This window comes from Melioribacter sp. (assembly GCF_049325435.1).
Classification (GTDB): Bacteria; Bacteroidota; Ignavibacteria; order Ignavibacteriales; family Melioribacteraceae; genus Melioribacter; species Melioribacter roseus.
In genome coordinates this window covers 33,410-47,549 of record NZ_JBMOLD010000014.1, presented here as the reverse complement: position 1 = coordinate 47,549, position 14,140 = coordinate 33,410, and the positions used below count along the sequence as shown (strand labels likewise).

Below are 14,140 nucleotides of genomic sequence, written 5' to 3'. Positions count from 1 at the left end.
TAAAGGGCTGTTTTTAATTCAAGAATAACCCCGGTAAAATTTAACAAACAATGATGCGGAGAAACATAAAGTGAAAATCAAATTCATAAGCTTATTAATTGCCTGTTTTTTAATATTCGCTCCGGATCTAAAATCCCAGCAATTGCCTCCTGCCGGATTCGAACTAATATGGAGCGACGAATTCAACGGGGAAAATCTAAATCCCGACGATTGGGGCTCTGGCATGAAACCGTGGGGCGCTAAAGACAATAATCCGTGTTTGATTGTTCCGGAAGACACATACATTGAAGACGGAAATCTTGTGTTGAGAATCAAAGAAGGAAACTACGGTCAATATAAATATTCGTGCGGTTGGGCGTGGACCAAAAAATGGTTTAAGTACGGTTATTTTGAAATGCGCGCCAAATATCCGAAAGGTAAAGGACAATGGCCCGCATGGTGGATGTTGAAAGAGGGTTGGCCTCCAGAGATCGATATCGCCGAGTATCGCGGAGAACCCAAAAGTTATATGACTCAGGCTTTCTATTGGGGCAATTGGAGTACAAATTTGTTAAAAGAAAGCGAGGGCTGGGACTTTACCGAATGGCATACGTACGCTCTTCATTGGGGACCGCAATTTTTGATATGGTATGTCGACGGGAAAATTACAAAATATTTTTATGGCGATGAAGTTCCAACAGATCCGATGTATATGATTTTCAGCGCGGGACTGGACGGCTCCGACGCAGATTCCACTACGGGTTTTCCGAATTACTATGCGATAGATTATGTCCGCGTTTATCAAAGCTCCGATACAAGCGATTGTTTTTCTACTCCGGTTGTGCCGAATGCGCAGGTAAACTTCGGCGCATGGCAAATAACCGATACAATTTATGCGAAGAAAGGTGAATATATCGGGCTGGCTCCTTATCCTTCATCCGGAGGCGAATGGATCTGGAGCGGCTCAGGCTTGTCGGGTTCGTCATATCCTCAATATTTTATTGCTCAACAAAGCGATACGATAGTTGCTAAATTTGTTAATGCTTGCGGAGATACCAGCGCGCTGAATTTTTATCTTTTTGTAAATCTGACCGGAATAGAGGAAGAAAAAATATTGAAAGACGATTATACGCTTTTGCAAAACTATCCGAACCCTTTTAATCCCGTTACTACCATTAAATACCGGACTCCTGCGTATGGGAAAATTGAATTAAAGGTATATGACATTTTCGGACAGGAAATAACAACTCTTGTAGACGGCTTAAAAGCTCCCGGAATCTACGAAGAAAAGTTTGACGGGAATAATTTGCCAAGCGGTATTTACTTTTACAGACTTCAGACCGAAAGCGGATACAGCGAAACGAGGAAATTACTACTTATGAAATAAATAAATTCTATATAAAAATCATATAAATTACTAGCAAGGAAAACAGAACGTGATAATAACACTCATTTTAATTGCTCTGGGATTCGGTTCCGTATTTGCAAATTCAAATTCTGCGGACCACTGGGAAACGGTTGTTTATTCGTCGGATGTATGGAAGTATCGACCGGGCAATTCCAGTCCGGACGCCGATTGGAATCAATTGTATTACGACGACACTTCCTGGATGGAAGGCAGAGGGGGAATCGGTTACGGCGACGGCGACGACAATACCATAATCGAACAAACAATCTCGCTGTTTTTGAGGATTAAATTTAACATAGTCGATACTTCAATAATCGAATCGGCGTTGTTGCATGCCGACTATGACGATGCGTTCGTTGCATACATAAACGGCGTTGAAGTGGCTCGCGCCGGAATATCGGGTAATCCTCCCGAGTACAATAAATTTGCCGATTCCGAACACGAAGCAAAAATGTATGGAGGAGGAGCTCCGGAAGAATTTGAAATTAAAAAGGAAATTCTGAAAAATATTTTGATTCCGGGTGAAAATTTACTTGCCGTTCAAGTGCATAACGCTTCCGCCGCGTCGACCGACCTTTCTTCGAATTTCTTTCTGTCATTTGGAATTGGCGATTCGAGCCGTTCGTATCGCTCCACGCCGGAATGGTTCGACGAGCCGTTCGAATTCAGTTCTTCCGATCTGCCTATAATTGTAATTGATACGGAGGGCGGAACAATTGTCCACGAACCCAAAATTATGGCAAAAATGGGAATCATTTACAACGGTCCCGGCAACAGAAACAACATTACCGATCCGTTTAACGAATACGACGGATGGATTGGAATTGAATACAGGGGAAACGCATCGTTCCGAATCTCGGATAAAAAACCGTATACGATCGAAACCCGCAAAGAGGACGGTTCGAACAGAAATGTAGAATTACTCGGTTTGCCGAAAGAAAATGATTTTGTTCTGAGAGCCGTCTATATCGACAAAACATTAATGAGGGACGCGCTGGCTTATTATATGTACAGGTCGATGGGAAAATGGGCGCCGAGAACCCGTCATGTAGAATTGGTTTTAAACGGAGAATACCAGGGCGTTTATGTGTTGGAAGAAAAAATAAAACCGGATAAAAATCGTCTCGACATTGCTAAAATGGATTCTGCAGACACTTCGGGCGAAGCCTTGACTGGCGGATATATCTGGTGCGTAAACAGAAGGTGGGGAGACGAAGAACACAACGACCTTCTGTTCGATTCTACCGAAGCCGACGGAAATCCGCGTTTTTTGAAATATCCTCAACCCGACGAAGTTATGCCGCAGCAACTCGAGTATATCAGAAATCTGGAACAGGAATTTTGCGACGTTATGGCCGGACCGAATTACAACGTTCCGTTCATCGGTTACGATAAATATATCGAGGTCTCTTCTTTTATTGACGAAATAATAATACAGGAACTTACGGGCAACTCCGATGCATACAGTTACAGCAGCTATTTTTATAAAGACCGCGGGAAAAAAATTTGCGCCGGACCGATATGGGATTTCGACCAGGCGCTTTGTAATTCCACTCATCACAACGGCGATCGCTACGACGAATGGAGAATAAAAATCCCGGACGGAGCGCGTCCTCAGTTCTGGGATAAGCTGTTCGGCGATAAAGAAATTCAAAAGCAGCTTAAAAACAAATGGACGGAATACCGGCAGGAATCCTTGAAAACGGAACGAATAATTGCCTTTATCGATTCGGTTGCAAATTACCTTCAGGAAGCCCAGGAACATAATTTCAAAAAATGGCCGATACTCGGGGTTTCAATCTGGCGCAGTCTGCCCGGCGCCGAAGAACGGGATACTTATCATAAAGAAGTGGACTTCATGAAGGAATGGTTGATTAACCGTCTCGAATGGATGGACGTACAACTTTATCAGACAACGGATGTTGAAAATTTATCAACGGGAAAAATTACGGAATTCAAGTTGTACCCGAACTATCCCAATCCGTTTAATCCGTCAACAGTAATTAAGTACCAGGTACCTAAATACGAAAAAGTTACGCTTAAAATTTATAATACGCTCGGACAGGAAATAACAACTCTGGTAGACGGCTTAAAAGCGCCCGGAATCTACGAAGAAAAGTTTGACGGCAATAATTTGCCAAGCGGTATTTACTTTTACAGACTTCAGACCGAAAGCGGATACAGCGATACGAGGAAATTTTTGTTGTTAAAATAGAAATTCACTCCGGATGTGAAGCTGCAAAGGGTAGAGAAAAATTTACATGAATAGTTCTTGTATTAAAAAGAAACGGAGGCAATAATTTTGAATAAGTAAATGAGGTTAAAATGAAAACAAAAACATATTTGTTCCATTTGGGATATATGTTAGCATTTATAATAGCAATATTGTTTTTGGTAATTAGATGCGAAGAGAATACAACGACAGAGACGGAGCCGGTGATCCCTTGGAGGGAGCCGGGAACGCCGTTTTATACAGGAACGATACGATTTACGCAGTTGCCTGCGAGAGATAATCCTGATCTTGATGTAATAATAGACATGAATGTTACTTTTGAGCCGGATTCAAATGGTTACTGGCCGGCATTGTATAATAGAGAGATAAATGTTGTAACAGTGAAATGGCGTTGGAAGGTATGTTATGAGGATTCGGCTGTATATGATGGTATAGTAAATGAAATGTTATATATTTCCGATTTTCATACTATAGATTCGATAGGACTTACATCTTCAAAGAAGATAGATCGATCTTATAGGTTTACAATCCCTTCATCGTATTATTCAAATTATCCTCAAATATCTGAAAAAGGGTATCTCTATATTATAATTGGAGTTTCTTTTATTGGAAAAATAGTATCATATGATTCATTGAATGGATTAACGTATTCATGTTTTGAGATTATTGATTATGTGCCTGCTACAGGTAGAATTACTCGCAGAACAGGATATACTAACATAAAGTCACCTTTTACAGTAATTCCATAATAAAAGAGTGAGGTAAAAAATGAGAATAAATAATCGGTAATGTGAAAAATTCGTGAACAATTTATTTGACGGACTCTAACTGGATTTCAGAAGTTTTCCCAAACTTCATAATTAAAAATCCAGCTTAAAGTAGATATCATCGGAGGAGGTTGCTATGAAAATACAATCGAAAATATGGTTGACGATTTTAGTAGTTATCATAGGGATACTACAATTTAGTTGTAAAAATAATGGAATTGAACCGGTATTACCAACAGATACTACATGGATATACCTTGGTCTCAAGGGTGAGAGTATCTCTTCAATGGCAATTGATCCAACAAATCCAGACGTAATTTATGTTAGTGGTACGAGTAAATTGTTGAAAACAACAAACGGCGGTAATACATGGGATAGTTTATATCAAGCAGTTTTTTATTCAATGGTAATTGATCCAAGAAATTCTCAAACAATATATGGAGGATTAGTTAAAATAATAAAAAGTACAGATGGAGGGCATTCTTGGAATGACTGTTCGGAAGGAATAATGTATGATGGATTTTCATCAGTGAAATTTTTGGAAATTGATCCTAACAACTCGAATATTTTATATGCTGGTACCGCGGCGCTTTCCGGGGGAGCTTTTTATAAAAGTGTTGACGCGGGGTCAAGCTGGAAGGTAAAGCTGAACAGCAGCGTATTAAGTATGGCTGTAGACCCTAAAAACAGCAGCATTATATATGTAGGTGGTGATGGAGTTTATAAAAGCATAGATACCGGGGAGAATTGGACATTTGTAGGAAGACCGTCCGGATATGTTGCCGCTATAGTTATAGATCCCAAAAATTCAGAGAGAGTAATTGTAGGATGTGGTTGGAAAGACGGTAGTCTTTTCAAAAGCGAAAACGGGGGAGAAAGTTGGGAAGCCTTTGCTGAAGGAATCCCGGATAGAAGTAATGTAATGAAACTTGTTTCCCTGAAAAGTAATGGTGATTTATACGCAGTTGTAGTCAATACTGAAGGAGGAGGAGTATATCGGCGTCGATATTCGGATTCGCAATGGCAAAAAATAGGGATAGATAGTGTGCAAATAGATGATTACTACAACGACTTAATAATAGATCCCGATGAAAGATACCTTTACTTAGGCAGCGCTGGCGGTGTCTATAGGCTGAAATTAAATTAGTTGGGAATGTTATTAAAAAGGGAGAAAAAAATGAATACGATTATCGGAAGAATTTCTTTTTACCTTTTATTTGTAACTTTTTTTATACCAAGCATTCTTTTTTCTCAGGAGAATGTTGGTGGGAAACCGGTCGTATCCGGAGTTTAGAAAGGAAAACCCACAAAGTATATGGCTGGCGGAGTAGGAATAAAGTTAAAAAAGGGAGCAAATGTAAGTGATTTAAGTCCTGTATTAGACAAATTCAATGCAAAAATAATACAAGATTTCGACAAGCAAGGAGTAGGATGGATTGAGTTTCCTGATAGTATTACTGTTATGACAGTAATATCAGAGCTGCAAAAGAGTGAAATAGTTGAGATAGCCGAACCCAACTTTATTGGGAGAGCCCATCTATTACCGAACGACGAATATTTCAATGATTATCAATGGGCTCTTAGGAACACAGGACAAGTACCACCTGGAGGTACTTCCGGTGCAGATATTAGCATTACCGAAGCGTGGGATATTACAACAGGTAATCCAGATGTACTAATTGCTGTGCTTGATGGCGGTATTCCAATGCAAAATGGATCGCTGTCTCATCCTGATCTTGATAATACAAATAAATTTTTACTTGGAGAGGATTGTACCAGTGACCCAGATAATATCGTGAGAGATTATTACGGACACGGAACCCATGTTGCCGGAATCATAGGTGCTGAGGCAAATAACTCCGAGGGTATAGTAGGCGTAGTATGGAACTGTAAATTACTTATAGTCCAGGTTTTCCAAGATAATTATTTTACTACACAGTATTTTTACGATGCTGTACATTCTGCAGTAGATTATGCCCAAAATCATAATTACAGACTTGTTATCAACTTCAGTGGTGGATGGTGGAGCGAACCTGAGTTGATAGATTATGCCATAGAATATGCGGATTCTTATAATGTTACTATTGTAGCTTCGGTTGGAAATAGAGCCCAACCTAATGCTGTAGATTGGCCTGCGGCATACTCTTCATCATACGACAATGTAATTGCCGTTTCGGCTACAGATCATAACGACGAATTTGCTACTATGTATTCTAACGCCGGTCCGGAGGTTAATGTATCGGCTCCCGGTGGTTGGGGGTGGTATGAAGATGAAAATAACGATTGGATATATGACGGACAAAGCAATGATGGAAAGAATATTTATTCTACCTTCCCAAATTATTCTTTCAATTTACAATATGGAACTGATGCCACGCAAGAGTACGGTTATCTTGCCGGTACATCAATGGCAGCTCCACATGTATCTGGGGTTGCTGGATTGATTTTATCAATAAATCCTGATTTAACCCCGTCACAAATTCGTAGTATCCTTCAACAGACTGCAGACAATTTAGGAGATACCGGATTTGATAATTATTATGGTTATGGAAGAATCAATGCCTATAAAGCTCTCAAATATACTCTTGAAAATTATGGAGGTACCTTATCCGGCAACGTAACATTTACCGAAGATTTAACAATTGCAAGCGGTAAACTATTAACGATAGAACCGGGAACAACTGTAAATTTTGCAAGTGGTACACAATTAATAGTACATGGCAGAATAGTTGCTGAAGACGCAACTTTTCAACCAGTTAGTGGCGCTGCTTGGAAGGGCATTTTGATAGACGGTTCTACAGCTTCTTCATTTGACAACTGCACAATAACAGGCTGCACGCAAGATTATAACTCCTATGGTTTAATTTTGGGAGGTTATAATAGTGTCTCACATGAAGTTTATGACTGTTATATAGAAGGCAGTGCTGCGGCTGTTTGGATTAAGGGCGACAGTGATCCAATAATAAATAACTCCTATCTTAAAGCAAGTGGTAGCGCTAACGTTATATTATCAACAGATAATTCTGATGGTAAAATAAATAACTGTAAATTATATAGCTCCGGCAGCAGTGTTGTGCACGGCCACATGAATATGAATTCTGCAACACCTTCTTATAATTATCCATCGGACGGATTAAATATAATAGACGGAAGTAATTTTGCATCAGCCGGATCAAGTATCTATGTAAGCGGAGGCTATCCATACTTTTTATATGGATATAATACAATACCATCACGTCAAATGCTTTATCAGTATTCAAACTATTCGGGATCATCAAGAGACGCACGCTATAACTATTGGGGAGGTAGCGCCCCCGCAGTAGAAGGAACAGTAAATTATACACCCTATCTTACAACACCCCATGCTAATGTTGGTCCCGATTGGACTTTATCTAAAAAGAGTTTCAACAATAAAGCAGTTGATGAGAATAATCCATTGGCAGATGCTTGGAAGGAGTATTTCAACAAAAACTATACTAAATCGAAAGAAATGGCGAAAGCTCTTTTTCAAAGCAGAAACACAGAGGAACAATCTTGTGAAATATTATTCCTTTGGATGAAATCGGCTATGCGTGAAGGAACCTTAAAGGAAGAAGAAAATACCTTGTTGTCTATAAATAAGGATAATTCGATATATGAACTGACAAGATATGAATCTTTAAGATGGCTATCTAAGCTTGCGGTCAGCAGAGGTGAATTTAAGAAGGCCGAGGAATATGCTTTATCGATTCCCAATACATCATTAATGGGACGAGAAATATTGTTTGATGTGGCGAGTGAAATAATGAATAAATGGGGGGATATAGAAAAAGCAGAGAGTATACTCGATAAATTGACGGAAAGATATGATGATAATGAAACATATAAGGAAAAACAATTTGTAATAGGTTTGTATAATAAAAAGAATATATATTCCAGACCGAATAAAAAAGAGGAAAATCAAAATATTGAGAATATTAGTAATTTAGTTAGTTTAAGTGAAGCATATCCTAACCCTTTTAATCCGACAACAGTAATATCCTATTCAATTCCGAACGACAGTAAAGTGACGTTAAAAGTATTTGACATTTTGGGAAGAGAAGTAACAACGCTGGTAAATGAAGTTAAACCGGCGGGAACATACCAAGTAAATTTTAATGGCAACAACCTTTCAAGCGGAATTTATATATACAGTCTGATAACAGATAAACAAATAATAACGAAAAAGATGCTCCTGATAAAATAAATTATTTATAGTCTTCAATTTTATTAATGAACATCCACTAACAAAAAGATAAATCATTATGAAAAAAACATTATTACTAACTGCAGCGCTGCTGATTGCACTCCGGATTCAATCAACGGCTCAATATGCGTTGGGCACATTGCCCGACTGGGAAAATCCCCTCGTTATCGGAATTAATAAGGAACCCGCGCATCTCTCTTTTATTCATTATCCGGATGCGCAGACTGCTCTGTCGGACAAAGGTATGGAAAGCAGCTCGCCTTACTACAAATCGCTCGACGGCAAATGGAAATTCCATTGGTCAAAAAATCCCTCTGAGCGTCCCGTCGACTTTTATAAAGTCGATTACGATATTAGCGGCTGGGCTGACATCAATGTGCCGGCAAGCTGGCAGACGGAGGGGTTCGGCACGGCTATCTATCTTAATGAAAAATATCCGTTTCACCCCGAACGTCCTGTAAATCCTCCGCTTATACCCGACGACTATAATCCCGTCGGTTCGTATAAAACCGTCTTCGAAGTTCCTTCGAATTGGGACGGAAGAAATGTTTATATCCACTTCGGCGGAGTAAAAAGCGCTTTTTATATCTGGATTAACGGCAAAAAAGTAGGCTACAGCCAGGGAAGTATGACTCCAGCCGAGTTCGATATTACGCCTTATATACAAAAGGGAAAGAATCAGCTGGCGGTCGAAGTCTATCGCTGGTCCGACGGCTCTTATCTTGAAGACCAGGATATGTGGCGATTCAGCGGCATCTTCAGGAGCGTTTATCTCTATTCGGCTCCGAAAATTCATCTGCTCGATTTCTTTATTAGAGCGAGTTTGGACGACCGCTATGAAGACGGGCTTCTTCATATTACGGCTAAAGTGCGCAATACAAGCAAAGAAAATATTCCGCCTGTGAAAGTTGAAGCTTTTCTGTACGATAAAAACGGCAAATTGATTAACGACAATCCCGTTGCCGAGGCGTTTACGGAAACCGGAATCCCGTCGGGAATGCTTACGGTCGCAGAATTAAAAACTAAAATTAACAATCCGGAAAAATGGACGGCTGAAACTCCGAATTTATATACCGTCGTTCTGGTTCTGAAAGACAATTCCGGAAAGATTATCGAAACTGCAAAATCGACTACCGGCTTCCGAACGGTTGAAATAAAAGACGGTATGCTTCTCGTAAACGGCGTACCCGTAAAATTAAAAGGCACAAACATTCACGACCACGACCCGTATCATGGCAGAGCGGTCGATTATAAGTGGATTGAAAAAGATATTATTTTAATGAAGCAAAGCAACATGAACGCAGTCAGGTTTTCTCATTATCCTCACGACCCGCGTTATTACGAATTGTGCGACAAATACGGATTGTATGTAATTGACGAAGCCAATCTGGAAACGCACGGCATTTCATTCCGTCGTAATTTACTGCCCGGCAGCGACCCGCTCTGGACAAATGCCGTTCTCGAAAGAGCCAAAAGAATGGTGGAAGCAAATAAAAATCATCCTTCGGTTATTATCTGGTCGCTCGGAAACGAAGCCGGTCACGGAGAAAATTTCGAAATAATGGCTTCTTATATTCGCGCCGTAGATCCTTCCAGACCGATTCATTATCAACACATGAACGAAGTAGCCGATATGGACAGTTATATGTATCCTACGCCGGAACAGCTCGAGCGGATTGCCGTATCGACTACAAGACCCGTCATCATGTGCGAATACGCTCACGCTATGGGTAACTCCGCAGGCAATCTGGAAATCTATTGGGACATCATTAACAGGCACAAAAATATTATCGGCGGTTTTATCTGGGACTGGGTTGACCAGGGCTTATTTAAAAAAGATAAGAACGGAAAAATGTTCTGGGCATACGGCGGCGATATGGGCGATACGGTTAACGACGCAAACTTTTGCATTAACGGTATTATTCAACCCGACAGAAAACCCGAACCCGAATATTTCGAAGTAAAGCATATTTATCAATACGTCGATTTTATTCCTGCGGATTTGAATAAAGGCGAACTGATTATAGTTAACGATTTCAATCATTCCGATTTGAGCAATTACGAATTGAGGTGGGAATTAAAGGAAAACGGCAGAACTCTTCAATCGGGAGTAATCGATACGCTTAAAACGCCGGCGGGTAAATGGACTCGGATTGACTTGCCGCTTCAAAAACCCAAACTTGCCGCCGGATGCGATTATTGGCTGAATCTGAATTTGCATTTGAAAAGCGCGACTATTTGGGCAGCTAAAGGATTTAAAGTTGCCTGGAAACAATTCGAGATGCCGTGGGCTGCGCCTCCTGCTCCGCTAAAAAATATTGCCGCCTCGAAAAAAATTACTTATGACCAATCCGACGATAAGATTATTGTTAAAGGCGGCGAATTCGAATTGTCGGTCGATAAAAAGACCGGCTCTGTAATCGAATATAAAAACAGGGGCGAAGTATTAATAAATTCTCCTTTGGAGCCGAATTTCTGGCGAGCGCTTACCGATAACGACAAAGCGGGATTCAGAGACGAGCTCAACCCATGGAAAGACGCTGCTAAAAATAGAAAGATAAAAGACGTAAAAATTATTCCGTCAGGTGAAAACAAATTGATCATTTCAGTTAATGGCGCTTTGGGTATCGGGGAATCTGTTTGGAGTGCGGATTATACGATTTACGGCGACGGTACGGTCGCAGTTAAACAAAAATTTATTCCCGTCGGGGATGTGCCGGAAAATATTCCTAAAATCGGCGCGGAATTGGGAATTCCTTCAAAATACGGTATAGTGACCTGGTACGGCAGAGGACCGTGGGAAAATTATGTCGACAGGGAAACTGGCGCGAATATCGATGTCTATTCCTGCCCGATCGATTCGTTCCTTACAAATTATGTGCGCCCGCAGGAAAACGGCAATAGAAGCGACGTCCGGTGGGCCGCATTTACGGATGAAAGCGGGAGCGGCGTTCTATTCGTCGGAGCCAAGCCGTTCAGTTTGAGCGCCTGGAACTATTCACTCGAAGACCTTGAAAACGCAAAACATATCAACGATTTGCCAAAGCGCGACTTTATAACCGTAAACGTAGACCACAGGCAAATGGGCGTCGGCGGAATCAACACATGGAGCCGGGTGGCAAGACCGTTAGAGCAATTCTGTATTCCGTCGAATAAAACTTACGAATACGAATTTTATTTTATGCCGTATTCTCAGGGTATGGGCAATTTAGATTCAGTTTCCCGATTCAGACTCGAGTGATAGCGGCGTTATAAATAATTTTTCGGCTTCATATGCCTCCATGCCTTGGTGGTAATCCCTATTAAACCTGCAATTACCACTAAGGCATTAAATATTAATTTTTTTTGCAGGAATAACATCATGAAGTTAAAACATTTTAATACCGCGTTGCTCTTGCTGTTAATAACTGTAAAGTTCGCTTTTTCGAACAGTATTGATTCGAAGAATCGGATACAATTTTTCAGTCTCCCAAAGATTGCGGATAGAAATACGAACTGCGCCTTTATCGAGGGAAATTCCGTTAAGGATGAAAGATATCTTGAAATTAAACCGCTCGAAAATAACGACGGATTAATTATATGGGAAAAAGGAGATTTGCCCGACTGGACAAAAGGCAAATATCTCGTTATTGAAATTACAGGCGATAACGATTATAGCGGAACGATTAATATTGAGTTTTATAAAGAGTCGGGAAAATCCGCCGCGGAAAAGATTATTTTACAGAGCGGCGAAGTGAAATTGAAAGACAAGAACGCGCCGTGGTTTTCTTCTCTAATGGGAATTCTTCCTCGTTTAAGAACAAAAATAGTTTTTCCGTTAAGCTATCTCGACGCTCAAACTCTGTTTGTCGAGCGTTTTCCGCGCCAATTAAAAGGCACAATTAACGGCAACCGCCTCTATCCCGACGATATAACCAAAGTTGTTCTGCGTTTCGGTCCCTGCTTTGAACCTTATTTTAAACCGGTTTATAATCTATTCTCCGTTTATTTGAGCGATGAAAAACCGGAACCGAATACGCCCTTGAATAAACCGGTCATTGATAAATTCGGTCAGTGGACGTTGAAGGATTGGAAAGGCAAAGTTTATGACGAAGAGGAATTAATTCGGAAACAAACCGAACTGAAAAATAATTTGGAGGAAGTCAATCTGCCGGAAAGTTGGAGTAAATACGGCGGGTGGAAAGAAAAAAAACTCAAAGCAACCGGTTTTTTCAGAACTCAATATGACGGCAAGCGATGGTGGTTGGTTGACCCGGAAGGTTATGCTTTCTTAAGCGTAGGAGTGGATTGCATCAGAAAAACTTCAGCCGGTCCCGTAGAAGGCATTGAAGACTTGTTCGAATGGCTTCCGGGAGAAGACGACCCCGAAGCTTCTGCGCTTTTTAATAACCGCGACGGAAAGAAATATATGGATTTTTATGTTTCCAATTTGATTCGCGTTTTCGGCAAAGATTGGGAAAAAGAATGGGAATCTATTACGGCGGGTTTGTTGAAAAAATTCAGGTTCAATACAATCGGCAATTGGTCCGATCTTGAATACGCTAAGAAAATTAAAATTCCTTATGTATTGCCGCTTCGAAACTTTCCGTCTACCGATATATTGCTCTACAGGGATTTTCCCGATGTCTTTTCGAAGGAATATGAAACCAATTCTGAAGAGTTCGCCCGTCAGCTTGTCGATTATAAAAACGACCCGTATTTGATCGGATATTTTTTGCGAAACGAGCCGCACTGGGCGTTCGGATATCATAATCTTGCTTTTGAAATGTTTGCAACTCGACAACAATCTGAAACCAAAGCAGAGTTTGTAAAATGGATAAGAGAAAAATACCGCAATGACATTTCGGCATTTAATAAAAGATGGAATTTGAGTTTGAAAGATTTTTCCGAATTGAAGGAGATGACGTTCAAGGATTATCCTTCGGAAACAGCCGATAAAGATTTTTATCTTTTTTCTGAAATTATGGTAAAAAAATATATCGACGTGCCGTGCGACGCAGTAGAAAAAATCGACGGCAATCATCTGAATCTCGGTATGCGTTACGCTTGGATCAGTTCCGATTTATTGTATAAAGCTGGCGAAAGATTCGATGTTTTCTCCATTAACGGATACGGATTGACGCCTCCTCCGACATCCGAAATAGCCGAACGAAGCGGCAAGCCTGTTATGATAGGCGAATTCCATCACGGGGCAGTCGACAGAGGATTGCCGGCTACCGGAATTGTCGGCGTCTTAAGCCAACAAGACAGAGTGGACGCCTACCGCAATTATGTAGAACAGGGTTTTGCCCGACCCGAACTGGTAGGCATTCATTATTTTCAATGGATCGACCAGCCTTTTTACGGACGGTTCGACGGCGAAAATTATAACATCGGGGTCGTAGATATTGCCAATTATCCGTATGAAGAATTGACAAATGCAATGATTGAAACTAATAAACAAATTTATGAAATAGGCGACGGCGCCATTAAGCCTTTTAAGAAAGATATTGTTAAAATACCGCCGATTCATTATTGACGGATATCGC

7 protein-coding genes and 1 pseudogene are annotated in these 14,140 nt (G+C 40.6%); all 8 read left to right on the top strand.

The genetic code is table 11. From position 1 onward, the window contains the following. Positions 1-70: 70 nt before the first annotated feature. The 8 genes and pseudogenes from ACOYVE_RS11355 to ACOYVE_RS11320 all read left to right on the top strand — a co-directional run bounded on the left by ACOYVE_RS11355 (position 71) and on the right by ACOYVE_RS11320 (position 14,130). Positions 71-1,366 (top strand): family 16 glycosylhydrolase, encoded by a 1,296-nt coding sequence (locus ACOYVE_RS11355; protein WP_014855653.1) that lies wholly within the window; start codon positions 71-73, stop codon positions 1,364-1,366. A 49-nt stretch (positions 1,367-1,415) separates the two neighbouring features. Further along, positions 1,416-3,602 carry a CotH kinase family protein gene (locus ACOYVE_RS11350; protein ID WP_422882017.1) on the top strand — a complete coding sequence of 729 codons (2,187 nt, stop codon included), beginning with the start codon at positions 1,416-1,418 and terminating at the stop codon, positions 3,600-3,602. A gap of 110 nt (positions 3,603-3,712) precedes the next feature. Continuing rightward, positions 3,713-4,369 (top strand): hypothetical protein, encoded by a 657-nt coding sequence (locus tag ACOYVE_RS11345; protein WP_014855651.1) that lies wholly within the window; start codon positions 3,713-3,715, stop codon positions 4,367-4,369. A 154-nt stretch (positions 4,370-4,523) separates the two neighbouring features. Next, positions 4,524-5,534 (top strand): WD40/YVTN/BNR-like repeat-containing protein, encoded by a 1,011-nt coding sequence (locus ACOYVE_RS11340; protein ID WP_014855650.1) that lies wholly within the window; start codon positions 4,524-4,526, stop codon positions 5,532-5,534. A gap of 165 nt (positions 5,535-5,699) precedes the next feature. Beyond that, positions 5,700-7,574, top strand: a pseudogene (locus ACOYVE_RS11335) (S8 family serine peptidase); the annotation flags it as partial. Positions 7,575-7,628: 54 nt separating this feature from the next. Continuing rightward, positions 7,629-8,612, top strand: coding sequence for a T9SS type A sorting domain-containing protein (locus tag ACOYVE_RS11330; RefSeq protein ID WP_408606241.1), 984 nt, complete (start codon positions 7,629-7,631; stop codon positions 8,610-8,612). Between the two features lie 58 nt (positions 8,613-8,670). Beyond that, complete coding sequence (locus ACOYVE_RS11325; RefSeq protein ID WP_014855648.1) at positions 8,671-11,853, top strand: glycoside hydrolase family 2 TIM barrel-domain containing protein; 3,183 nt, start codon at positions 8,671-8,673, stop codon at positions 11,851-11,853. Between the two features lie 120 nt (positions 11,854-11,973). Next, complete coding sequence (locus ACOYVE_RS11320; protein WP_014855647.1) at positions 11,974-14,130, top strand: beta-galactosidase; 2,157 nt, start codon at positions 11,974-11,976, stop codon at positions 14,128-14,130. The last annotated feature ends 10 nt before the right edge of the window (positions 14,131-14,140 follow it).